General features: G+C 71.8%; 24 protein-coding genes. 14 read left to right on the top strand and 10 right to left on the bottom strand.

The annotated features are described in order from the left end of the window. The first annotated feature begins 27 nt into the window (after positions 1-27). Positions 28-2,034 carry an ATP-dependent DNA helicase gene (locus ACPZVR_RS14380; protein ID WP_436700275.1) on the top strand — a complete coding sequence of 669 codons (2,007 nt, stop codon included), beginning with the start codon at positions 28-30 and terminating at the stop codon, positions 2,032-2,034. A gap of 113 nt (positions 2,035-2,147) precedes the next feature. Here ACPZVR_RS14380 and ACPZVR_RS14375 read toward each other — a convergent pair whose 3' ends face one another. After that, positions 2,148-3,737, bottom strand: a complete 1,590-nt coding sequence (locus ACPZVR_RS14375; RefSeq protein WP_436700274.1) for an MXAN_6640 family putative metalloprotease — start codon at positions 3,735-3,737, stop codon at positions 2,148-2,150. A 67-nt stretch (positions 3,738-3,804) separates the two neighbouring features. After that, on the bottom strand, positions 3,805-4,557 hold the full coding sequence (gene lexA, locus ACPZVR_RS14370; RefSeq protein WP_436700273.1) for a transcriptional repressor LexA: 753 nt from the start codon (positions 4,555-4,557) through the stop codon (positions 3,805-3,807). 353 nt (positions 4,558-4,910) lie between these two features. Between lexA and ACPZVR_RS14365 the strand changes: the two genes are divergently transcribed. Beyond that, the gene (locus ACPZVR_RS14365) at positions 4,911-5,279 is read left to right on the top strand and encodes a LysM peptidoglycan-binding domain-containing protein (RefSeq protein ID WP_436700272.1); all 369 of its coding nucleotides are present in this window, start codon (positions 4,911-4,913) and stop codon (positions 5,277-5,279) included. Positions 5,280-5,451: 172 nt separating this feature from the next. Here ACPZVR_RS14365 and ACPZVR_RS14360 read toward each other — a convergent pair whose 3' ends face one another. After that, complete coding sequence (locus tag ACPZVR_RS14360; protein ID WP_436700271.1) at positions 5,452-5,784, bottom strand: hypothetical protein; 333 nt, start codon at positions 5,782-5,784, stop codon at positions 5,452-5,454. A 374-nt stretch (positions 5,785-6,158) separates the two neighbouring features. Here ACPZVR_RS14360 and nrdR point away from each other — a divergent pair, with 374 nt between their 5' ends. Continuing rightward, entirely contained in the window at positions 6,159-6,680 is a 522-nt protein-coding gene (nrdR, locus tag ACPZVR_RS14355) for a transcriptional regulator NrdR (protein ID WP_436700270.1), read from the top strand. A gap of 181 nt (positions 6,681-6,861) precedes the next feature. Next, positions 6,862-9,771: a vitamin B12-dependent ribonucleotide reductase gene (locus tag ACPZVR_RS14350; RefSeq protein WP_436700269.1), complete on the top strand. Its 2,910-nt coding sequence runs from the start codon at positions 6,862-6,864 to the stop codon at positions 9,769-9,771. A 218-nt stretch (positions 9,772-9,989) separates the two neighbouring features. On the opposite strand, the gene ACPZVR_RS14345 is transcribed toward ACPZVR_RS14350, so the two are convergent. Beyond that, positions 9,990-12,044 carry a nuclease-related domain-containing DEAD/DEAH box helicase gene (locus ACPZVR_RS14345; RefSeq protein WP_436700268.1) on the bottom strand — a complete coding sequence of 685 codons (2,055 nt, stop codon included), beginning with the start codon at positions 12,042-12,044 and terminating at the stop codon, positions 9,990-9,992. A 279-nt stretch (positions 12,045-12,323) separates the two neighbouring features. On the opposite strand from ACPZVR_RS14345, the gene ACPZVR_RS14340 reads away from it, so the two are divergent. Next, the gene (locus ACPZVR_RS14340; protein WP_436700267.1) at positions 12,324-13,628 is read left to right on the top strand and encodes an HNH endonuclease signature motif containing protein; all 1,305 of its coding nucleotides are present in this window, start codon (positions 12,324-12,326) and stop codon (positions 13,626-13,628) included. Between the two features lie 154 nt (positions 13,629-13,782). Here ACPZVR_RS14340 and ACPZVR_RS14335 read toward each other — a convergent pair whose 3' ends face one another. Both ACPZVR_RS14335 and ACPZVR_RS14330 read right to left on the bottom strand, forming a co-directional pair. Next, entirely contained in the window at positions 13,783-14,757 is a 975-nt protein-coding gene (locus ACPZVR_RS14335) for a calcium-binding protein (RefSeq protein WP_436700266.1), read from the bottom strand. 68 nt (positions 14,758-14,825) lie between these two features. Beyond that, positions 14,826-15,230, bottom strand: coding sequence for a (deoxy)nucleoside triphosphate pyrophosphohydrolase (locus ACPZVR_RS14330; protein ID WP_436700265.1), 405 nt, complete (start codon positions 15,228-15,230; stop codon positions 14,826-14,828). Between the two features lie 96 nt (positions 15,231-15,326). Here ACPZVR_RS14330 and ACPZVR_RS14325 point away from each other — a divergent pair, with 96 nt between their 5' ends. Then, positions 15,327-15,938, top strand: coding sequence for a DNA-3-methyladenine glycosylase (locus tag ACPZVR_RS14325; protein ID WP_436700264.1), 612 nt, complete (start codon positions 15,327-15,329; stop codon positions 15,936-15,938). Positions 15,939-15,952: 14 nt separating this feature from the next. Here the strand turns inward: ACPZVR_RS14325 and ACPZVR_RS14320 are convergent, their stop codons facing one another. Further along, positions 15,953-16,534, bottom strand: a complete 582-nt coding sequence (locus tag ACPZVR_RS14320; protein WP_436700263.1) for a TetR/AcrR family transcriptional regulator — start codon at positions 16,532-16,534, stop codon at positions 15,953-15,955. Positions 16,535-16,611: 77 nt separating this feature from the next. On the opposite strand from ACPZVR_RS14320, the gene ACPZVR_RS14315 reads away from it, so the two are divergent. Genes ACPZVR_RS14315 through ACPZVR_RS14300 form a run of 4 tightly spaced genes read left to right on the top strand, consistent with a single transcriptional unit; the run spans position 16,612 to position 18,769 of the window. Next, the gene (locus ACPZVR_RS14315; protein WP_436700262.1) at positions 16,612-17,184 is read left to right on the top strand and encodes a dihydrofolate reductase family protein; all 573 of its coding nucleotides are present in this window, start codon (positions 16,612-16,614) and stop codon (positions 17,182-17,184) included. A gap of 11 nt (positions 17,185-17,195) precedes the next feature. Next, the gene (gene ppnP / locus ACPZVR_RS14310) at positions 17,196-17,528 is read left to right on the top strand and encodes a pyrimidine/purine nucleoside phosphorylase (RefSeq protein WP_436700261.1); all 333 of its coding nucleotides are present in this window, start codon (positions 17,196-17,198) and stop codon (positions 17,526-17,528) included. A 51-nt stretch (positions 17,529-17,579) separates the two neighbouring features. Further along, positions 17,580-18,125 carry a SigE family RNA polymerase sigma factor gene (locus ACPZVR_RS14305; protein ID WP_436700260.1) on the top strand — a complete coding sequence of 182 codons (546 nt, stop codon included), beginning with the start codon at positions 17,580-17,582 and terminating at the stop codon, positions 18,123-18,125. Further along, a complete protein-coding gene (locus ACPZVR_RS14300; protein WP_436700259.1) occupies positions 18,122-18,769 on the top strand; it encodes a hypothetical protein in 648 nt (215 codons plus the stop codon). The genes ACPZVR_RS14305 and ACPZVR_RS14300 overlap by 4 nt, the downstream gene beginning before the upstream one ends. A gap of 40 nt (positions 18,770-18,809) precedes the next feature. Here the strand turns inward: ACPZVR_RS14300 and ACPZVR_RS14295 are convergent, their stop codons facing one another. Then, the gene (locus tag ACPZVR_RS14295; RefSeq protein WP_436700258.1) at positions 18,810-19,181 is read right to left on the bottom strand and encodes a YciI family protein; all 372 of its coding nucleotides are present in this window, start codon (positions 19,179-19,181) and stop codon (positions 18,810-18,812) included. A 173-nt stretch (positions 19,182-19,354) separates the two neighbouring features. On the opposite strand from ACPZVR_RS14295, the gene ACPZVR_RS14290 reads away from it, so the two are divergent. From ACPZVR_RS14290 to ACPZVR_RS14280, 3 genes are all read left to right on the top strand, one after another. Beyond that, positions 19,355-20,104 (top strand): SDR family oxidoreductase, encoded by a 750-nt coding sequence (locus ACPZVR_RS14290; RefSeq protein ID WP_436700257.1) that lies wholly within the window; start codon positions 19,355-19,357, stop codon positions 20,102-20,104. 32 nt (positions 20,105-20,136) lie between these two features. Then, entirely contained in the window at positions 20,137-20,583 is a 447-nt protein-coding gene (locus ACPZVR_RS14285; protein WP_436700256.1) for an RrF2 family transcriptional regulator, read from the top strand. Positions 20,584-20,658: 75 nt separating this feature from the next. Next, the gene (locus ACPZVR_RS14280; protein WP_436700255.1) at positions 20,659-21,093 is read left to right on the top strand and encodes a hypothetical protein; all 435 of its coding nucleotides are present in this window, start codon (positions 20,659-20,661) and stop codon (positions 21,091-21,093) included. Between the two features lie 26 nt (positions 21,094-21,119). On the opposite strand, the gene ACPZVR_RS14275 is transcribed toward ACPZVR_RS14280, so the two are convergent. Together ACPZVR_RS14275 and ACPZVR_RS14270 are read right to left on the bottom strand one after the other, a co-directional pair. Further along, complete coding sequence (locus ACPZVR_RS14275) at positions 21,120-21,539, bottom strand: DUF2237 family protein (RefSeq protein WP_436700254.1); 420 nt, start codon at positions 21,537-21,539, stop codon at positions 21,120-21,122. Positions 21,540-21,561: 22 nt separating this feature from the next. Beyond that, entirely contained in the window at positions 21,562-22,194 is a 633-nt protein-coding gene (locus ACPZVR_RS14270; protein ID WP_436700253.1) for a hypothetical protein, read from the bottom strand. Positions 22,195-22,265: 71 nt separating this feature from the next. Here ACPZVR_RS14270 and ACPZVR_RS14265 point away from each other — a divergent pair, with 71 nt between their 5' ends. After that, on the top strand, positions 22,266-22,826 hold the full coding sequence (locus ACPZVR_RS14265; protein WP_436700252.1) for a gluconokinase: 561 nt from the start codon (positions 22,266-22,268) through the stop codon (positions 22,824-22,826). Positions 22,827-22,852 lie beyond the last annotated feature (26 nt).

Below are 22,852 nucleotides of genomic sequence, written 5' to 3'. Positions count from 1 at the left end.
GTCGGCGCGACCCTCTAGGGTTCTGCGGTGACCACCACCGCAGACGACCGGACGTCCCCGGTCCGCGACCTGCTCGCGACGGCGGTGGAGGCCCTCGGCGGGCGGCGCCGCGACGGCCAGGTGGCGATGGCCGAGGCCGTCGCCGACGCCTTCGCCGCCAAGGAGCACCTGCTCGTCCAGGCCGGCACCGGCACCGGCAAGTCCCTGGGCTACCTCGTGCCCGCCCTGCTCCACGACCAGCGCGTCGTGATCGCCACCGCGACCCTCGCCCTGCAGCACCAGCTGGTCGAGCGTGACCTGCCGCGGCTGGTCAAGGCGGTGGGCACGGTCCCCGGCGTCGACGCGTCGTACGCCGTGCTCAAGGGGCGCTCCAACTACGCCTGCCTGCACCGGGTGCGCGAGGGCGCCCCCGACGACCAGGGCGAGCTGATCCAGGCCGAGGACGCCATGGGCGCGATGGGCCGCAAGGTGCTGGCGCTGCGCGAGTGGGCCGAGAAGGCCGCCGAGGACCGCCGCGGCACCGGCGAGCGCGACGACGCCCCGCGGCACACCGACAAGGAGTGGCGCCAGGTCAGCGTCACCGCGCGCGAGTGCGTGGGCGCGAGCAAGTGCCCGTTCGGGGAGGAGTGCTTCGCCGAGCGCGCCAAGGAGAAGGCGCAGAAGTCGCACCTCATCGTCACCAACCACTCCCTGCTGGCGATCGACGCCATCGAGGGCATCCCGATGATCCCGGAGTACGACGCCGTGGTGATCGACGAGGCCCACGAGCTCGCCGCGCGGGTCACCCAGGCCGCCACCGACGAGCTCTGGGCCGCGGAGGTCGAGCGAGCCGCCCGGCGCAGCATCCGCCACGTCGAGGGCGACGAGGCCGAGGACCTCGCCGACGCGGCCGACGCGCTGCGCGCCGCGATCACCGACGCCCCCGCCGGCCGCTTCGAGCAGGTCCCCGAGGCGCTCGCCGACGCGCTCGTGCTGGTCCGCGACGCCGCCCGCGCCTGCGCCGGCGCGTTCCCCAAGGCCGACGCCGGGAGCGAGCCCGACGCCGCGCTGACCCAGGCCAAGGGCATGGTCCAGGAGGTCTTCGCGACCGCCGAGCGGATGGCCGCCAATTCCGAGGCCGACGTGCTCTGGCGCACCGAGGGCACCGACCGGATGCCGCCGATCCTGTGCATCGCGCCGCTCCAGGTCTGGGGCCAGATGCGCGACAAGCTGCTCGCCGACAACACGGTCGTGCTCACCTCCGCCACGCTCATGCTCGGCGGCGACTTCTCGACCGTGGCGGGCTCGGTCGGACTGAAGCCGTCCGAGCGCAGCGACGGCACCGGGCCGCGCGGCGACGTACCCGACGACGCCCAGCCGTGGCGCGGACTCGACGTCGGCAGCCCGTTCGACTACGCGAAGCAGGGCATCCTCTACGTCGCCCGCCATCTGCCGCCGCCCGGCCGCGACGGTCTCGGCCCGGCACAGCTCGACGAGATCACCGAGCTCATCGACCAGGCCGACGGTCGCACCCTGGGGCTGTTCTCCAGCCGCCGCGCCGCCGAGGCGGCGGCCGAGCACGTCCGCAAGGCGCTGCCCCACCTCACCACGCTCGCGCAGGGGGAGGCGCAGCTGCCCGAGCTGGCGCGTCAGTTCGTGGAGGACCCCTACACCTGCCTCTTCGGCACCCTGGGGCTGTGGCAGGGGCTCGACGTCCCCGGCGACACCTGCCAGCTGGTCATCATCGACCGGATCCCGTTCCCGCGGCCCGACGACCCGCTGATGAGCGCGCGCCAGAAGGCCGCCGACCAGGCCGGCGGCAACGGCTTCATGCAGGTCGCCGCCACCCATGCCGCCCTGCTCCTCGCGCAGGGCAGCGGGCGCCTGATCCGCACCACCGAGGACCGCGGGGTCGTCGCCGTCCTCGACCCGCGGCTGGTGACCGCCCGCTACGGCTCCTTCCTCAAGGCCAGCCTGCCGCCGATGTGGCCCACGACCGACCCCGCGATCGTCCGGCAGGCGCTGGCCCGCCTCAGCGGCCGGGCGCCGAAGTAACGCCGACCCGGCTCAGATTGAACCCGAAATGACGCCGACCCGGCGCAGACTGAACTGTTCGACAGTTCAATCTGCGCCGGGTCGACGCGTTCAGCGCTTCAATCTGCGCCGGGTCAGCGCACCACGCGGGCGCTGACCGAGGCCTTGGCGTCCTTCTTGCCGGAGTTGGCCAGGGTGACCTCGACCCACTTGACCTTCTTGCCGAACGCGAAGGCCTTGGTCTTGTCGCCCTTGCGGTTGACCTTGACCATCTTGGCGACGGGCGCCTTGCCCTTCTTCTTGATCGTCACCACGACGTAGCCGCCCTTCTTGCGCTTGGGGACGTCGACGTGGATCCGCACGCGCGCCTTGCCCGACACCTTCGACTTGAAGCGGATGGTGCGCGAGGCGAGGTGGTTGAGCGAGGTGCGGTCGGAGAAGGAGCGGCGCGCGTTGGTGAGCTTCACGCCGCGCCACAGCCGGGCCCGCGGGTAGGCGGCGCCCTCGGAGTAGTTCAGCGCCGGCTGCCGGTTGGCGGCGGCGAACCAGCCGAACTGCGTGCGCAAGTCGGTGCCGCGCGCGGCCAGCGCGGTGCCGATCGCCTGTCGCGCGTTCGGGGCGCCGGCCGCGAGGTCCCAGATGTCGCGGACGACGACGGGCATGCCGCCGGGCCCGTTGACGGCCGGGAAGCGCTCGCTGAGGTACTTGAAGAAGATCCACGCGCCGTACGGCGCCAGGCCGCGGCGGTAGTCCATCGACTGCGCCGGCTGACCCAGCGGGCCGCCCTTGAGGTACTGGCGGTTGTCGTTGATGTCGTCGTAGATCTCGTCCTCGGCCCACGTCGCGGTGGCCTCGAGCAGCCAGGTCTCCTCGTTGACGTCGTAGGCGAACTGGACGGCGTGGAAGTACTCGTGCGCCGCGGTCACCTGCAGGTTCGCCAGCGGACCGGGGACCGGGCCGTACTCGGCGTAGTTGTTGTCGAGGACGCAGTACGCCGGCGCGGTGACGTGGCCGGCGACCCGCTGGTCGGTCGTGCAGTAGCCGTACAGGCCACGGGAGCCGAGGTCGGCGAGGTAGACGTCGAACAGGTTGGTGCCGCCACCGGCGGTGCCGTCGCCGACGGGCGGACGGTAGCCGGCCGCGGCGTACTTGCCGGCGACGTTGTTCATCACCGAGAGCACGGCGTTGACGTACGCCGGCGTGGCGGCGTCGGCGGTGCTGGAGACGTAGTGGACGCAGATGCCGCCGCCGCAGACCGGCGGGGCCTCACCGGTCGTGTAGCAGGGCAGGCCCGAGCCGGGCGTGCACTCAATGCCACCGCTGCCGGGCGGCGGACGGTGGGCGGTGTTGGGGCGGGCGAGCAGCCGTGCCGCCTCGTCCTGCAGCCCCTTCGGCAGGTCGTCGCGCGTGACGGCGAGGTCGCGCAGCGCCATGGTGAGGTCGGCACCCTCGGCGGTGGTGACGGGCGCCGCCGGGTCGGCTGCGCCGGACGCCGCGGGCTCGAGGAGCTCCTGCACGGCCTCCAGGGCCTGCTCGGCGAGCTCCTGGGCGACGGGGTCGTCGCCCGCGGCCACGGGTACGGCGGACGCCGGGTCCGTCGGGGCGGTGGGGTCGGCCTGAGCGACGCCACCGGACAGCGGCACGATCACGACGGCGGCGAGCAGAGCGCCCAGCAGGGTGCGGAGGGGCAGCCCGGGGAAGGGGAAGCGGCTGCGAGGAGGCATCAGGACCGGCCTTAAGGTGCGGCGACAGGACGTCCTGACCCTATGTCACCGGCCGGTCAGGCCGACCTCACACCCGCCGGAGAACCGCCGTCACCTTGCCGAGGATGGTGGCGTTGGTGCCGTCGATCGGCTCGAAGGCCGGGTTGTGGGGGAGGAGCCAGACCCGGCCGTCCTTGCGCTGGAAGGTCTTGACCGTGGCCTCGCCGTCGATCATCGCGGCGACGATCTCGCCGTTCTCGGCGGTGGGCTGCTGCCGGATCACGACGTAGTCGCCGTCGCAGATCGCGGCCTCGATCATCGACTCGCCGCTGACCTCGAGCAGGAAGAGCTGACCGTCGCCGACCAGCTGGCGGGGCAGCGGGAAGACGTCCTCGACCCGCTCCTCGGCGAGGATCGGGCCACCGGCCGCGATCCGGCCGACGACCGGCACGTTGGCGGGCACCGGCGCGGCGTCGCCGATGCCGGTCTCGTCGAACCCCTGGCGGTCGGGGTCCTCGACGGAGCCCATCGCGCGCCGCGCCGCCATCACCTCGGGCAGGAAGACCTCGAGTGCCCGCGGCCGGTTGGGGTCGCGCTTGAGGTAGCCCTTCTCCTCGAGCGTGCGCAGCTGGTGGGCGACGCTGGAGGTGCTGGTGAGTCCGACGGCCTGACCGATCTCGCGCATGCTCGGCGGGTATCCGCGCTTCTCGATGCTGTCCTTGATGTGGGCCAGGACCCGCTGCTGGCGCGGGGTCAGGCCGGTCGCGTCCGCCGGCCCGTCGGGCAGCTCGGTGACGCTGCTCGGCTGCCCGGTGCGGTCGGTGCCTGTGCGCTCGGCCATGGATGCCCTCCAGATCGGCTCGGGTGGTGCGGTCCGGGAGTGCCCGGATCCGTGGTCCGACGCTAACCGAACCCGTGGGGCCTTTTCAAACATCTGTTCGAACCGCGTGTCGCGCGCTGTAACTACCTGTCCTTACCGCTCCCTGAGCGGTCTACGGGTCAGGGAGCAGCGCGAACAGGTAGTTGCAGCGCGGGCGCGACACGCCGGTCGAACGCAGTTTCGAACAGATCCTGGATTTCTTCGAACACCTGATCTAATCTCGTACACATGTTCGATCGAACGCCTGATCGAACACCTTCCGTCGGACCCCCTGGATAGACCAGGGCCCACGTCCACTTCCCCCGGAGGTCACCATGAGCACGATCACCCTCGCCCCGCGCGTCGCCCCCGCCCGTCGTACGACGAGCGCGTCCCGCTCCCGCGGCCAGGTCCGGCTGACCCGGCGCGGTCGGGTGGTGGTCTTCCTGCTCGCGCTCGCCGTCGTCACGCTGGCCGCCGTGTGGCTGGCCGCCGGCTCGGCCGCGACCCGCGACGACGCCGGCGCGCCGCAGGTCGACCTGGTGACCGTCGCGCCGGGCGACACCCTGTGGGACATCGCCAGCGAGGTCGCGGCCACCTCGGGCGACGACGTGCGCGACATGATGCGCACCATCCAGCAGCTCAACACGCTCGACGGCAGCGTCGTCTACGTCGGGCAGGAGCTGCGGGTGCCGACCTCGTAGCGGGAGGACCGGGTTTCGCGCCCGGTGCTGCCCGGTGCGACCGGTCTGAGGCGCGTCGTCGTGCGCCACGAGCTTCTCCGCTGCCTCGACCCCAGTGGAGATGGGGCCACTCCTGGCCCTGGGGAATGACGAAGGGCGGGATCCGACCGAACCGGATCCCGCCCTTCGCGCGTCATCGCGCGGCGCGCTTGCCCCCCTTGGGGGTGCCGGGGTCGCGCCGGGGTCGCGGCTCGTGGTGGTGCGAGCTCAGGCCGAGCGCACGGGAGAGGCGGATGGCCAGCATGAAGGTGAGGAACAGGCAGAGCATCGCGCCCGCCGATGCGACGCCGAGGAGGACCCAGGCGCTGGACTTGTCGTCGTGGCGCGCGGTCGCGCCGAAGTCGATGGCGGCGATGACGAGATAGCCCCACGCCACGAGCGACAGGGTGATGCCGACGGCGAGCAGGAGCAGGGCGGGGCGGAATCTCGGCTTCGCTCGATCGCCAGCTCGCTTGCCACCCGTCACGGCGGTCATTGTTGCCGATGGGTGGCTGGATTGCCCCGGCAACCCGCCCATCGGGGCCGCCGCGGGGTCCGCGACACGCCCTGCGCGGGCCGTCGTACCGCGGCCGGAGTGCGTGGTGACCTGCACAAACGTGTGGCCGGAGCGGTCGGTCCCGAACTCCTGCCGGGGCCCGCTTGCATCGGTGGTGGCCGGGGCGTACGGTTACCACTACATCTAGTAGTTACAACGATGTAGTTCTCCACATCTAGTCCACAGGGCGACCCTCCGTCACTCACAGGACCGGGGTGGGAACCCACAGATCCCCCCTGGTTTTCCACAAGCAGCACGACCAGGTCGGGACTTGTCCACAGCTCGTACGCTCGGGAGGAGGGGCCATGCACTGTCCGTACTGCAAGCACAACGACACCAAGGTCCTCGACTCCCGGGTCGCCGACGACGGCTGCTCGATCCGGCGGCGCCGGGTCTGTCAGTCGCCGAGCTGTGAGAAGCGGTTCACGACCGTCGAGGCCATGCAGCTGACCGTGCTCAAGCGCTCCGGCGCGACCGAGCCGTTCACCCGCGAGAAGGCCGTCGCCGGCGTCCGCAAGGCCTGCAAGGGTCGCCCGGTGGACGAGGACGACCTGGCCCGGCTGGGCCAGGAGGTCGAGCACCAGCTGCGGCTGGCCGGCAGCCCGGAGATCGCCGCCCACGAGGTGGGCCTGGCGATCCTCTCCCCGCTGCGCCGCCTCGACGAGGTCGCCTATCTCCGCTTCGCCTCCGTCTACCGCGGCTTCGACTCGGCCGCCGACTTCGAGAACGAGATCTCCCTGATGCGGGCCGAGCGCCAGCTCACCTCCACCGCCGTGGTGGAGGAGCGCCCGTCGGCGAGTCTCGAGACAACAGCCCCGACGGGCTGACCACAGACGCCCGGCAGGTAGTGGGGAAGCTGCCTGCCGGGCCACCACCCTTCCCCGAAGGCACCGCCCCTGTCGATCGCAGGAGCTCCGTCCCGCCGCAATCGTGACGACCGCCGCACCCGCTGTACCTGTTGAACCGCCGCCCCCGCCGACCCGCCGCACAGAGGAGACCAGGAGAGCCATGACCGAGACGGCCCGCAACGAGACGACCACCGAGTCGGCCAGCTACCCGAAGGGCGGCCTGAAGATCGAGCGGGTCTTCAGCACCGAGGGCGTGCACCCCTACGACGAGATCACCTGGGAGCGCCGCGACGTCGTCCAGACGAACTGGAAGACCGGCGAGACCGTCTTCGAGCAGCTCGGTGTCGAGTTCCCCGACTTCTGGTCGCTCAACGCCTCCACCATCGTCACCACCAAGTACTTCCGCGGCGCCGTGGGCACGCCCGAGCGGGAGCGCGGCCTCAAGCAGCTCATCGACCGCGTCGTGTCGACGTACGTCAAGGCGGGCAGGGAGCACGGCTACTTCGCGAGCGCGGCGGACGCGGAGGTCTTCGAGCACGAGCTGACCTGGCTGCTCGCGCACCAGTACTTCTCCTTCAACTCCCCGGTGTGGTTCAACGTCGGCACGACCGCGCCGCAGCAGGTCTCCGCCTGCTTCATCCTCTCGGTCGACGACTCGATGGACTCGATCCTCAACTGGTACAAGGAGGAGGGCTTCATCTTCAAGGGCGGCTCCGGCGCCGGCCTGAACCTCTCCCGGATCCGCTCCTCCAAGGAGCTCCTCAGCAGCGGCGGCACGGCCTCGGGCCCGGTCTCCTTCATGCGCGGCGCCGACGCGTCGGCCGGCACCATCAAGTCGGGCGGCGCCACGCGGCGCGCGGCCAAGATGGTCGTGCTCGACGTCGACCACCCCGACATCGAGGAGTTCGTCGAGACCAAGTGGCGCGAGGAGGACAAGATCCGCGCCCTGCGCGACGCCGGCTTCGACATGGACCTCGGCGGCAAGGACATCACCTCGGTCCAGTACCAGAACGCCAACAACTCGGTCCGGGTCACCGACGAGTTCATGCGCGCGGTCGAGAACGGCTCCGAGTTCGGCCTGCGCGGCCGGATGACCGGCGAGGTCATCGAGACCGTCGACGCCCGCAGCCTGTTCCGCAAGATCAGCGAGGCGGCCTGGGCCTGCGCCGACCCCGGCCTGCAGTACGACGACACGATCAACGACTGGCACACCAACCCCGAGACCGGCCGGATCACCGCGTCCAACCCGTGCTCGGAGTACATGTCGCTCGACAACTCCTCGTGCAACCTCGCCTCGCTCAACCTGCTGAAGTTCCTGCGCGACGACGACACCTTCGACGCCCCGCTGTTCGCCAAGGCCGTCGAGCTGATCATCACCGCGATGGACATCTCGATCTGCTTCGCCGACTTCCCGACCGAGCCGATCGGCGAGACGACCCGCAACTACCGCCAGCTCGGCATCGGGTACGCCAACCTCGGCGCGCTGCTGATGGCGATGGGCCTCGGCTACGACTCCGAGGGCGGTCGCGCGATGGCGGCCACCGTCACGTCGCTGATGACCGGCACGTCGTACCGTCGCTCCGCCGAGCTCGCCGCGATCGTCGGCCCCTACAACGGCTACGCCCGCAACGCCGAGGCCCACCAGCGCGTGATGCGCAAGCACCAGGCCGCCAACGACGACGTGCGCACCCTGCACATCGCCGACGCCGAGGTCCACAAGCTGGCGACCGAGGAGTGGGCCAAGGTCGTCGAGCTCGGCAAGACCAACGGCTTCCGCAACGCGCAAGCCTCCGTGCTCGCGCCGACCGGCACCATCGGCTTCATGATGGACTGCGACACCACCGGCATCGAGCCCGACTTCTCGCTGGTGAAGTTCAAGAAGCTCGTCGGCGGCGGCTCGCTGCAGATCGTCAACCAGACCATCCCGCGGGCGCTGAAGAAGCTCGGCTACGACGAGGAGAAGATCGAGGCGATCGTCGCCTACATCGGCGAGCACGGTCACGTCGTCGACGCCCCAGGCCTCAAGCCCGAGCACTACGAGGTCTTCGACACCGCGATGGGCGAGCGCGCGCTCAAGCCCATGGGCCACGTGCTGATGATGGCCGCGTGCCAGCCGTTCCTGTCGGGGGCGATCTCCAAGACGGTCAACCTGCCCGAGTCGGCCACGGTCGAGGACATCGAGCAGATCTACCTCGAGTCTTGGAAGCTCGGCCTCAAGGCGACCGCGATCTACCGCGACAACTGCAAGGTCGGCCAGCCGCTCGCCGACGGCGGCGGCAAGGCCAAGAAGGACGCCGCCGACGCCGCGGAGGCCGCCGAGGGCAAGGTCGTCGAGAAGGTCGTCGAGAAGGTCGTCTACGCACCGACCCGCAAGCGCCTGCCGAAGTCCCGCCAGGCCCGCACGACGTCGTTCACGGTCGCCGGTGCCGAGGGCTACATGACCTCGGGCGCCCACGACGACAACACGCTCGGCGAGATCTTCCTCAAGCTCGGCAAGCAGGGCTCGACCCTGGCCGGCGTGATGGACGCCTTCTCGATCGCGGTCTCGATCGGCCTGCAGTACGGCGTCCCGCTGGAGACCTACGTCTCGAAGTTCACCAACCTGCGCTTCGAGCCCGCCGGCCTCACCGACGACCCGGACGTCCGGATGGCGCAGTCGATCATGGACTACGTCTTCCGCCGCCTGGCGCTGGACTACCTGTCCTTCGAGGAGCGCTCCGCGCTCGGCATCTACTCCGCCGAGGAGCGCCAGCGCCACCTCGAGACCGGCTCCTACGAGCCGATCGAGGAGACCGGCAGCGCCTCCGAGCTCCTCGAGTCCGCCCCGGTCGCCACGTCCGCTCCGGTCGAGGTCGAGGTCGAGGTCGTCGATGCCGACACCGACGACGACCCGCTCGCCGGCGCTCCGGTCGTCGAGGCCAAGACGGCCAAGACGACCGCCGAGCTCCTCGAGCAGATCACCGGCCACGCCGTCGACAGCCCGCTGTGCATGACCTGCGGCACCAAGATGCGTCCCGCCGGCTCCTGCTACGTGTGCGAGGGCTGCGGCAGCACCTCCGGCTGCAGCTGAGCCGAGGGCGTTTCGAGACGCAGGCGACTACGACGGCCTGGTCCCTCCTCGGAGGGGCCGGGCCGTTCGGCGTCGGTGATGCGAAGTTCCGAGCAAGGCCGGCCTGGGCCCAGTGGCCACGGACCGCGCAGTGGATGGTCACGAGTCGACTGAGGGATAGCGGCTACCGGCGCACCCGCCCGCGACGGGCTGGGTCGAGACGGTCCGAGGGGCGTGGGTCATCCAGGTAGGTAGCCGAGCCACAGGCCGTCGCGGGCCCGGGTCATCCCGACGAAGAGCTCGCGGCGGAAGCGCTCGAGCCGTTCGGTGTACGACGAGTCGGTCTCGCTCGTGCGCTGACGCGGGGGGTGGTGGCGCAGACCGGGCATGAGTACGTACTTGAAGTCGAGGCCCTTGGCCCTCTTGAACGTGCCGACCTTCACCCTGTCCTGCGTCGTACCGTCGTAGGCGGTCAGCTCGACGCTGGGAATGCCGGCGGTGCGCAGGATGCGCCGGTAGCGTCCGACCTCGGCGACGTAGGCGACCAGCACCGCCATGTCGCCGAGTGGTATGCCCGCGTCTCGGCTCCGAGCGATCTGGTCCACGAGCCGCTCTTCCAGGTGGGCCTGGGAGCTGGCGAGGAACTCGAGAGGCGGATTGCCGCTCCGGCTGACGTCGACCTGCCGTCTGCCGTGCTCGATCAAGCCTTCGAGATCGCTGAACCGGTCTCCAGCCACCTCGCGGGTCGCGCGCTCGAGGATCTCGGCGGTGTTGCGGTAGTTCACCTTCAACACGGTGGAGCGTCCTGTGATGTTGATGCCCGCCTCGATGAGGTTGAAGCCGCCCGGGTAGACCGACTGCTGACCGTCGCCGATCAACAGCAGTTGGCCATCGCGCGCGAGCGTCGAGAGGAACCGCAGGCCGGTCAAGGTGAGGTCCTGGACCTCGTCGACGATCACGGCTCCGTACTGCAGGAGGGTCGGCTCCGCGTCCAGGACGTCGAGCGCGTTGAGCAGGAGATCGTTGAAGTCGCAGACTCCGGCTTCGCTGATCAACTCGCCGTAGCGGCAATAGAGCGCCCAGAGGGCCTCCCGGCTTTCCCGCGGGAAGGTCGTCTTGCGGCCGACACGGTCGAGGTCGCGGTACGCCTCGAAGTCCAGGATTCCGCGACCCTTGATGACGTAGTCGATCTCCTCCCGCCAGTACTCCGGCCGCGGTTCGTACTGCGTGAGCCTGGTGGCGGCGGCCGTCTCCTGCCAGGCCTGGTCGAACGCGCCGCTGCAGGCGTCGATGTCGATCACGACATCGAGCCCGGCGGCCTCGAGCACGCGATATGCCAGCTGGTGCGCGCTCGCGAACTCGATGTTCGCGGCCCCAGCGACGGACATGCGCCGGGCGAGCGCGGCCTGCACGCGCGGAAGAGTCTTGACGAAGGAGGTGAACAGCACGGGGAGATCGGAGCGCTGGGCCAGATAGACAGCGCGATGGAGTCCGACCACCGTCTTGCCGGTACCAGCTGGACCGCGAATTCGGTAGGGCCCGTTCCACTGCGCGCGCACGAGCCTGTTCTGCTCCGGATGGATGAAGGTCATCCAGTCCTCGATCGGTTTGGCCAACAGGGCCTCATTGAGCGCGCCCTCGACCTCGTCGAAGCCGATCAGAGGCTCGTCGAGCTGTGCGTCCTGCGCTCGCGGCTTCCGTGGCACCTTCGCTCGCGTCAGCAGGGATAGCGGGGCCTTGGGCGGGCACGACAACTCCAGGTCGTCCGCGATCTCGTGGAGTCGGTCGTCCGCCAGGCGACGCGGTCGCGACAGGAGCCAGCCGATCAGCCGGTGAGCGCCGATCGCCGTGATCGGACCGATGGGGGTCGCCTTCATGTCCTGGTTCGTGAAGGCGAGCACCGACTCGATCGCGCTCGGGACGAGTCCGTGATCGGCGAGCTGATCGGCGAGCCGGTCGATGAGCGTGACTTGCTTGCGCACCGTCTCCGTCTCGTCGGCATCGCCTCGATAGAGCGTCCCGTCGGCGATGGTGACGTCCGCCCATTCCTTGGCATCGATCACCAGGACGCCAGGTGGACCTACCGCTATGAAGTCGATATTGGCCCGTGAACTGTTGGGCCATTCGCGGTCCTCGAGGATGCGCCAGCCGAACTGGACGAGTTCCTTGAGGTACTTCGAGAGCGTCTTCTCGGACTCGGCGGCGATCAAGAAGTTGTTGGCACGCTGCTCGATGGCTCGCGCGTACTCGCGTAGTCGATCGGCCTCGTCCCGTGCCGAGTCTCCAGCAGCCATCGGGTCCCTCCTGGCCGGCACGGTAGTGCGATCGACGGGGGTGGGGACGCGGAACGGTCCGATTCGGAGGACGCGCGACGCGGTGGTCGAACATGTGTTCGAAGGTGTGATAGAGTGGGCTCAGGCCGTACGGCGGGACGCTCCGAGTGGTCCCGGGGACCTGAGGCCCAGCGTTGCAGGACATGGCGCGCACCTGCCAGGTGCGCTGAGACCGCTGAGCCGAGGAGGCTCCTCCTGGAAGGCGAGACCTTGTCGTCGCGCCCTCAGGATGGAGACCCGATGTCGACCGCCACGCTCGCTGCACCGCATCCGGTGGTGGCCTGTGCTGCCGAGGTGCGTGGGGTGCTGGCCGGGGTGGGGGCGGTGCAGCCGGTGTTCATGTCGGTGGCCGAGAAGGAGACCGCCCTGGTCGAGCTCACCCGTGCCGAGGCCCAGCTCGCCGAGCTCAAGACCCGCATCCTCGCGACCGGTGACGACGTCGCGACCCGGCACGGTGCCCGCGATGTCGCGGCCTGGCTCGCCCACACCACCCAGACCGACCACCGCACCGCCCGAGCCGAGCTCCACCTCGCCCTCGCGTTGGACCGCCATCCGGGCGTGGCGGCCGGCATGCGAGCCGGGACCGTCTCGACCGCCCAGGCACGTGTCATCACCACCGCACTCGACGACCTCCCCACCGACCTCGGACCCGCTGTCGCCGGGTCGGCCGAGCAGACCCTGGTCGGGTACGCCGCCCACCACCCGCCCCGTGACCTCCAACGACTCGGCCGCCGGATCCTCGAGGTCGTCGCCCCCGACCTCGCCGACGCCGAGGAGGGCAGACGGCTCGAGGACGAGGAACGCCGGGCCCGGGAGAAGGCATCGCTGCGCTTCCGCGACCTCGGCGACGGGCGGACCCGGCTCTCGGGAGTCCTGCCCACCCCGGTCGCGCAACGCCTACGCCACTACTTCCACGCCTACACCAACCCCCGCACCCACGCCCACGCCGACGCCCACGCCGACGGTCAGGAGCACACCGCGCATCGGTTTGGTCGTCCGGGCGGTCATCCCCGAGGGGAACGGGTGCCGCAACACCGCGCCTACGCCCACGCGTTGGCTGCACTGCTCGAGACCCTCGACCCCGACCACCTGCCCGAGCAGGGCGGGGACGCGACCACCGTCATCGTGACCCTCACCCTCACCCAGCTGTTGAGCGACCTCGCGGCAGCGGGAGTGATCGCCGGCGACGGCGAGGAGGCCATCTCCGCCTCCGAAGCACGACGCCTGGCCTGCCAGGCCACGATCATCCCCGCCGTCCTCGCCACCACCAGCGAGGTCCTCGACCTCGGCCGACGCACCCGCCTGTTCACCCGCGCCCAACGCCGCGCCCTTCGCCTACGTGACCACCACTGCCGCGCCGAAGGCTGCACCATCCCCGCCACCTGGACCGAGGCCCACCACCTCACCCCCTGGACCCACGGCGGCACCACCGACCTGACCAACGCGATCAGCCTCTGCAACCACCACCATCACCGCATCCACGACCACCGCTACACCCACGAGCGCCTCCCCAACGGCGACATCCGCTTCCACCGACGCACCTAAGCCGTCGAGCGCATCCACCGAGCCACGACTGGTCAGGGTCCGAGCCCGGCCGTCCCGGGCCCCGGTCCGCGCGTTCACGCATGCCCAGGCGAGGGTGGCGGACCCACCTCGCTCGGGCGGCCACGGCCCGCCGGAGCCCGCGAAGCGGTCGCCGTCAGCAGTTCGTCGTGGTCTCCGCGTCGCAGCGGTCGCGGCCCGGCCCGCCGTCGGCGCGGTCGTTGCCGCGATCACCGACCAGCCGGTCGTTGCCACCGTTGCCGCGGAGCACGTCGTGACCGCCGTTGCCGTGGATCTGGTCGGCGCCACCGCGACCGACGATCCGGTCCTCGCCCTTCCAGCCGTACAGCGTCTCGGCGGCGGAGCTGCCGGTGATGACGTCGTCGGCGATGCCGCCCGTGAAGGACTCCAGTCCGTCGACGCGGATGTCGCCCTCGGCCCAGCGGACGAGGCCGGCCGCGACGTCGATCGTCAGCGGGCTGCGGAGCGTCTGGGCGGAGAAGGCATCGTGGCCGGAGCCGCCGATCCAGCGCGCGTCGGTCGCGGTGGGGGCACCGCTCGGCGGGGTGGCGCCGCTGACCTCGGCGTGGAACCGGTCGTCGCCGCTGCCGCCGCGGATCTCGCCCGTCACGCGGTAGCCGATGAACAGGTCGTTTCCGCGACCGAGGCGCACGGGGCTGGTCAGGTAGCTGGCCGAGACCCAGTCGTCGCCGGGCCCGGGACGCAGGTCCGCGGTGACCGCGGTGCTGGTCAGGACGTCGTCGCCGCGACCGCCCACGATCCGATCGCGACCGTCCGTGGCGTAGCCGAGGTCGTCCCCGTCGCCGAGGAGGACGGTGTCGTCGCCACCCTCGCCGAAGATGTTGTCGTCGCCGTCCCCGGCGCAGATGAGGTCGTCGCCGTCGCCGCCGCGGAACTGGTCGTTGCCGCCCCCGAGCACGACCACGTCGCGGCCCGGGGTGCCGTGGAGCTTGTCGGCTCCCTCGGTGCCGACGATCGTGGCGGTCCGGCCGTCGCACACCGCCGCGGGCGCGGCGTACGTCGCCGGCACGGCTCCGGTGCCGGCCCCGAGTGCGACGCCGCCGGTCAGCAGTGCGATCGTGCTCGCCGTCCGTCGAAGCAGGGTCTGCATGTGCTCAGCTCCTCGATCCCGGTCGCGGGAGCGACCTCCTGGAAGCCAGATGCCCGCTGGCCGGCGGGTCACACCTTCCGCACGTCGGATGCACCGGCGGCGAGCAGCTCCACCGCGGGTACGTCGGCCGGCGCCCACGCCAGGTCGAGGAGCGCGTGCGTCGGGCGCCAGGTGACGGCGGCGTGCTCGGTGAGCACCGGGGTGCCGCTGATCAGCTCGCAGTGGAAGGTCGTCAGCGTGACCGTGCCGAAGCCGTACCTGTGTGTCGTGGTCGCGAGCTCGGCGCCGACCGCGACCTCGCAGTGCAGCTCCTCGCGGATCTCGCGTTCGAGGGCTTCCCGCGCGCTCTCGCCGGGCTCGATCTTCCCGCCGGGGAATTCCCACAGCCCGCCCGTCTCGCCGCCGGGCCGGCGCTGCGCGCACAGGACGAGCCCGTCCCGGACGATGACGGCCCCGACGACCTCGATCTCCACCCGCCGATCGTCGCAGACGCGCGCTGACCGTCGTGTGCCGCGCGACGAACGACGGGCCTCCGCTCCGGCCCGTCGCGGACGGCTATCGTCGCGGACGTGAGCGCCCGCACCCAGCCCGACGTCGTACGGCGAGCCAAGGCTCTGCTGGGTCGGACGATCGTCGGTCACGGGGTGAGCGTGCGGATCACCGAGGTGGAGGCGTACGGCGGGTGCGAGGACCCGGCGTCGCACGCGTTCACGCGCACGCCGCGCTCGGAGATCATGTACGGGCCGTCGTACCGGCTCTACGTCTACCGCTCCTACGGCATCCACTTCTGTGCCAACGTGGTCACCGGACCCACGGAGATCGGCGCGGCCGTGCTGCTGCGCGCCGGCGAGGTCGTCGAGGGCCACGAGCTGGCCCGGTTCCGCCGCGGTGGGACCGCGCCCGAGCGCGACGTCCAGCTGGCCCGCGGGCCGGGCAATCTGGCGCAGGCGCTGGGGATCACGCTCGACGACCTCGGCACGGACCTGCTGGCCGATCACGGGAGCGGTCCGGAGTTCACCGGTGTCCGCCTCGGCCCCGAGCGCCGCGGCCGGCCGCGGATCGCCAGCGGGCCGCGGGTGGGGGTGTCGAAGGCGGCCGACGTGCCGTGGCGGTTCTGGCTCGACGGCGACCCGACGGTCTCGGCGTACCGCCGCAGTCCGCGCGCCCCGACGCCCGGCTGAGCCGGCTAGAACAACTAGCGGGCGGGCACGATCCGCTCCACGAGGCCGGACACCAACGCGCCGAGCTCCTCCGGCCCGTCGGCGTGCAGCCCGGGGAGGGTCAGGTGCTCGAAGAGCAGGCCGGTCATCGCGAGGTAGAGCACGCGCGCGGCCTCGGGCCCGCCGGGGAACCCGCCGTCGACGTGGTCGGCGGTGATCGCCTCGAGGTTCGCGCGGAAGCGGGCGGTGAACACCTCGCGCAGCGCGGGGTGGCGGGAGGCCTCCATCCGCAGCTCGAACAGAGCGAGGTGGCCGGGCCGGTCGGCGTTCGCGCGCTCGACCAGGTCGTGCATGAGGGCCGCCTCCAGGTCCCGGGTCCGGGGAGCGTCGAGCCGGTCGGCGACGTACGCCGGGTCCGGGGTGAGGCGGGCGAAGACGTGGTCGCAGAGCTCGCGGAGCAGGTCGTCGCGGGAGCGGAAGTAGTTGGACGTCGTCCCGGTCGGTGCTCCCGCCTGCTCGTCGACCCCGCGGAAGGTCAGCCCGCGCGCGCCGACGGCGGCGAGGAGGTCGGTGGCGGCGTCGAGGAGCTCGCCGCGACGGGCGGGGTTGCGGGCCATGGCCGCATCCTGCCCGAACATCCGCCGCCGAACAAGGACACTTGACGTACTTCATCTGTAGTGGTTTGCTCTCCGGCATGCCCGCGCTGACCTACTACATCGGTGTCACCCTCGACGGCTTCATCGCCGGACCGCAGGACGAGGTGGACTTCTTCGGCCTCTCCGACGACTTCCTGGCCTTCCTCGCCGAGGAGTACGCCGACCTCCAGCCCGGCCACCTGCGCGCCGCGCTCGGCGTGGCCGATGCGCCGCTGGCCCGCTATGACACCGTCGTGATGGGCCGGCGCACCTACGACCCGGCGCTCGCGGCCGGCATCGCCGACCCCTACGCCCACCTGCGCACCGTCGTCGTCAGCGGCTCCCTGTCCGCCGCGGACGGCCCGGTCGAGATCACCGCGGAGTCGCCGCTGGAGGTGGTCCGCCGCCTCAAGGCCACCGACTCGGCGTACGACGTCTACCTGGCCGGCGGCGGTCGCCTGGCCGGGGAGGTGAGCGGCGAGATCGACCGGCTCGTGGTGAAGAAGTACCCCGTGGTGGCGGGCAGCGGTGTCCGGATGCTCGACCGGCCCTTCGCGCCCGAGGCGTTCCGGCTCGAGGACCTGCGGACGTTCGACAACGGCTGCGCGGTGCTGACCTACGCGCGCCAGTAGGCTTCGCGCCCGTGACCACCGACAGCACCCAGCGCGCGACGTACGACAACGTCACCCTCGACCCGCAGGCCAACGTCTACTTCGACGGCGCCTGCGTGAGCCACACGTTCTTCCTCGCCGACGGCACCCGCAAGTCCGCGGGCGTCATCTTCCCGGCGAGCCTGACCTTCGGCACTGCCGCGCCCGAGGTGATGGAGCTCAACGCGGGGCGGTGCCGCATCCGGCTGGCCGGCGCGGAGGAGTGGCAGGAGTACGCCGCCGGGGAGTCCTTCAGCGTGCCCGGTGACTCGTCGTTCGACATCGAGGTCGTCGAGACGCTCGGGTACGTCTGCCACTACGGCTGACCCGCCGGAGGTGGATGCAACCCCGCGACGTCCGCCGCACGTGTAGGGAGCATGAGACCGAAGGCCCGCGACGCCGAGTTCGAGGATTTCGTCCGCCGCCGCCGCTCCACGCTGCTCGGCACCGCCGTGGTGCTGACCGGTGGGGACCACCATCTCGCCGAGGACCTGGTCCAGGGCGTGCTGGTGCGGCTGTATCTCGCCTGGGGACGGGCGAGTCGTCGCGGTGGCGTCGACGCGTACGCGCGGCGTGCGCTCGTCAACGCCTTCATCGACCACCGCCGGCGCCCGTCGGTGAGCCGGGAGCGGGTCACCGACGAGGTCCCGGACCGTCCGGGGCCCGGTGACGCGAGCGCGCTCGGGGAGGCCGCGGTCGACGCGGAGCTCCTCGCCGCGCTCCGGGCGCTCCCCGCCCGGATGCGGGCGGCCGTCGTCCTGCGGCACGTCGCCGACCTCAGCGTCGAGGACGCCGCGGACACGCTCGGGTGCAGCCCGGGGACGGTCAAGAGCCAGACGGCTCGCGGTCTCGCCAAGCTGCGGGAGCTCCTCCCGCAGACCGCACCGGTTCCGGCCGCACCCTACGAAGGAGACAAGTCATGACCGAGTCCCACGACCTCATCGATCGCCTGCACCGCCTCGGTGGCGCCGAGCCCGCCCCCGCGGACGAGACGGTACGCCGCGACCTCGCCCGGGGCCGGGGTGCGTCGCGGCGTCGCGCCCTGCGCGTCGGGACCGCGAGCCTCACGCTGGCCGCGGTCGCCGGCGTCGGCGTCGCGATCGCCGTGTCCGCCGACCGCACGCAGCCGACGTCTCCGGCTCCCTCGATCGCGGCGCCCGCCCCGGATGCGGGGGTCGAGCTCGTCGCCTACACCGGCCGGCAGCAGCCGGGGTTCGTGGTGACCAAGGTGCCGGCCGGCTTCGTGCTCGAGGGCGCGACGGCCTTCAACCTCAACGTCGCCCGCGCCGACGACCACAGCGGCCTCGACGTGTTCGAGGACAAGCTCGTCGTGATGCTCGAGTCGTCGTCGGTCACCGGCGAGCCCGAGGGGGCACCGGTCGCCGTCGGGTCGCACGCCGGCTGGCTGCGCACCTCGGAGGACGGCGCGCAGATCCTGACGTACGACGACGGCGAGCACCGGGTCGTCGTCCAGGCCTGGGAGACCCTGGGCCTGAGCGACCAGCAGGTCGTGGAGTTCGCCGAGGGCGTGACGGTGACCGACGAGGCGCAGGCCGGCGTCGGCTGACACCGGCCCGCGCGCCGGCGCGAAGCGCCCGGGGCTCGGATCAGTCCTCGGCGGGCGGCTCCTGGAGCGCCCGCACCTCCACGCGCGAGGACAGCGCCTTCGAGGCCTTCGCGGCCCAGTCGACCGCGGAGGCCTCGTCGGCGACGTCGATCACCCAGAACCCGCCGAGGTACTCCGGCGCCTCGACGAACGGCCCGTTCGCGGTGCGCAGCTCCGCGCCGGTGTTGTCGACGGTGGTCGCGGTCGACGGCGGCATCAGGCCCCCGGCGAACACGAAGGCGCCCGACTGCATCAGCTCCTCGATGAACGCGCCGGCCGCCGCCATCGCGGCCTCGAGCTCGGCCGGGTCCATGGTGGCCATGGTGGGCTCGGCGGCGGAGTCGTGGGGGAGGGACAGCAGGTACTGGGTCATCGGATCTCCTGGGGAGTCGTGGGGGTGTTGTCAGCAGTTCAACGTACGGGCCGGTCGGGATACGACAGCGGGCCGGAGATCTTGTGAAGGAATTTTCTCCGGTCGCGGCTTGACGCGGATAGTGTTTGTCCGAGTAATCTCAGATAAACACTATCCATGTTTGGAGGCAGGGCATGAGGATCGTCATCTTCGGGGCAGGGCTGATCGGTGGTCAGCTGCGTGACCGGCTGCGGGCGGAGGGGCACGACGTCGTCGCCCTCGGGCGCGAGGCGGGCGTCGACACCACGACGGGAGAGGGCGTCGCCGCCGCGGTCGCGGGAGCGGACGTCGTGGTCGACCTGACCAACTCGCCGTCCTGGGCCGACGACGACGTCCTCGCCTTCTTCCGGGACTCGACGAGCCACCTGCTCGCGGCCGAGGTCGAGGCCGGCGTGGGGCATCACGTCATCTTGTCCATCGTCGGGGCCGACCGGCTCACCGACGCGGGCTACATGCGCGCCAAGCTCGCCCAGGAGCAGGGCGTCCTCGACGGTCCTGTGCCGTTCACGATCGTCCGCTCGACCCAGTTCTTCGAGTTCGTCGCCGGCATCGCCGACGCCGGCACCGACGGTGACATCGTCCGCGCGACCCCCGCTCACCTGCAGCCGATCGCGTCCGCCGACGTCGTCCGGCGCCTCGCGGAGATCGTCACCGCGGCGCCGGTCAAGGGGACCGTGGAGATCGCGGGCCCGGAGCCGCTCGGCATCGACGCGCTGGTCCGCCGGTGGTTCGCGGCGACCGGCGACCGGCGTACCGTCCTCTCCGATCCGGCCGCCGGCTACTTCGGTGCCGTCCTCGACGACGCGGCCCTGACGCCGACGCCCGGCGCGGACGCCTGGCTGGCCCCCACGACGTACGACGCGTGGCTGGCCGCCCGCGCCTGAGGGCGGCCGCGACGCGACACTAGGGTGGGCGCGTGAAGCTGTCGGCGGGCGTGGAGTGGGCGATCCACTGCTGCGTGGTGCTCAGCCAGGCCGACCGCCCGCTGTCGGGCGGACGCCTGGCCGAGCTGCATGGAGTCTCGAAGACCTACCTCGCCAAGCACCTCCAGGCCCTCGCCCGGGCGGGCATCGTGCAGCCGAGCGAGGGCCGCGACGGCGGGTACGCGCTCAGCCGGGACTCGGCCGGGATCACCGTGCTCGACGTCGTCCGCGCCATCGACGGCCCCGATCCGGCCTTTCGCTGCACCGAGATCCGCCAGCAGGGCGACCTGGCCGCGCCGCCGGAGGAGTGCCGGCGACCGTGCGGCGTGGCGCAGGTGATGGCCGACGCGGAGCGGGCCTGGCGCACCTCGTTGTCCGGTACGACGATCGCCGATCTCGCCGCGACCGTCGACGGCGACGCGGTCCGCGCGGCACTCTGACGGCCCCCCGGGCGACCGGCGCAGTCCCTGTGGAGAGCGCCGGCACCGCGCGCCGATCTGGCGCAGGCTCGGGGCATGACCGACGACGACATCCCGCCCCTCCTCCCGCCCGACCAGATGCCGGCGATCGGCGACCAGGCTGCCCTCCACCGGCTGTGGCGTGCCGTGCTGGGCCGACTCGGGTTCGGCGCCCCGCAGCTGTGGACGCTCTTCGTCGACGGCGACCGGCCGCTGCACCTGGCCGAGATCGTCGGCGTCCCGCTCTCGCCGGGGCCCGACGACCTCGACACCCTGCGGGTGGTGGCGAGCCACGCGGTGGAGCACGACCTGGCGTGCGCCTTCCTCTACGCCCGTCCCGGCTCCGCGACGCGGACGCCCGGCGACCTCGCCTGGGCGCGCGGACTCGCCACGCTCGACGGTCGCTGGCCGGTGCATCTGGCCAATGACATCGAGGTGCGGGTGGTGTCGCCCGACGACCTCTGCGGCGAGCCGGGGGTCGGCGCGGCCTGACGCCGTGCGGCGGTCGCCGCCCGGCGTCAGCCCAGCCCGCTCAGGTCGTCCGGTACGTCGACGGAGTGCTCGCGCAGCACCTCGAGGGGGATCAGCCGCAGCGCCCGCTCGTTGGTCGAGGCCAGCACGACGGGCGCGGCCACGCCGTCGGCGTACGCCTGCAGCCAGCGGGCGGCGACGACGCACCACCGGTCTCCGGGATGCAGACCCGGGAACCGCCACTCCGGGCGCGGCGTCGACAGGTCGTTGCCGACCGCCTGCTGGTGGGCGAGGAACTCCTCGGTCATCACGGCACAGACCGCGTGGATGCCGGCGTCCTGCGGGCCGCACGAGCAGGTGCCGTCCCGGAAGAAGCCGGTCATCGGGTCGGTGCCGCACGGCTGGAGCTCACCGCCCAGCACATTGCGCTCGTCGCCGCCCGTGCCTGCCGCACTCGCCTCGGTCACGAGGTCGAGTATCGCCGATCGGTCAGCCGCAGTTGTCGCAGACGCCCGTCGCGGGCAGCGCCATGAAGCAGGTCGGGCAGATCGCGACGACGGGCTCGGGTGCGACCGGCTTCGCGGCCGGCTTCGGCTTGGTGGCGCGCGGTGCCCGGGCCGGCTTGGTGCCCGCGGCCGGCACCCGGCTCTCGCGGACCACGGGGACCGTCGGTGCCTCGACGACCGGCGGCACCCAGCCCGGTGGGGGCGGGTCGGTGATGCCGAAGCGCTCGAGGACCTCGCGGGCGGCGTCGGTCGGCTGGTGCTTGGGGCGGGTGACGATGTCGAAGGGCGAGGACGCGCCTTCGAGGAAGGTCTGCGCGTCGGGCCGGAGCGTCGCCGGGGGCCGACGGTGCCGCCAGCGCTGCGGCGTGGCGCCCTTCTGGGTGATGGTCACCAGGTCCGGACGGTCCCAGGCGACCAGCGCCCAATCGTCGTGGTGGCTGGTCGCCCAGATCGCGAGCGCCACGTCCCCGGCGTCGGCGGCGGCCCGCAGCGCGATCCGCTCGGGGTTCGAGAACCGGCCCTTGATGTGCAGGACGCCCGGCACCGGCTCGGTGACGTCGTACTCCTCGCCCTGGAGGTGGTCGATCAGCTTCGCGAGGTCAGGCGTGGTCTCCATCGCCCCCGAGCCTACTCCGGCGGCAGACTGGGCTGACGGGCACAGTCGGACGAAGGGCGGGTGACCAGGGCGTGACGAGCACGGAGACCAGCACGGAGACCAGCGGGAAGACGGCGTCGGAGACCGGGGGCGGCGCGCCGGTCCTGCTGGTCGTGATGGGGGTGTCGGGCTCAGGGAAGACCACGGTCGGTGCCGCGGTCGCCCGGCGGCTCGGGGTCGCCTTCGCGGATGCCGACGACCTGCACCCGCCGGGCAACGTCGCCAAGATGACCGCCGGCGTACCTCTCGACGAGGGCGACCGGCGTCCCTGGCTCGCGCTGGTCGGGCGGTGGCTCGCCGCCCACGACGCCACCGGCGGCGTGATCAGCTGCTCGGCGCTGCGCCGTGCCCACCGCGACCAGCTGCGGACCGCCGCGCCGCGGGTGACCTTCCTCCATCTGCACGGCACCCGCGCGGCCCTCGCCCGACGCCTGGCCGGCCGGACCGGCCACTTCATGCCCGCGTCGCTGCTCGACTCCCAGCTGGAGACGTTGGAGCCGCTGGGCCCGGACGAGGACGGTGTCGTCCTCGACCTCGACCAGCGGCTCGACGCCCTCGTCGCGGCCTACCTGCGCGCGTCCGACGGCGGCTGACGGCGGCTGACGGCGGTCGACGGCGG

The organism is Nocardioides segetis (genome assembly GCF_051390595.1).
GTDB lineage: Bacteria > Actinomycetota > Actinomycetes > Propionibacteriales > Nocardioidaceae > Nocardioides.
This window is presented reverse-complemented; position numbering and strand designations above follow the sequence as displayed.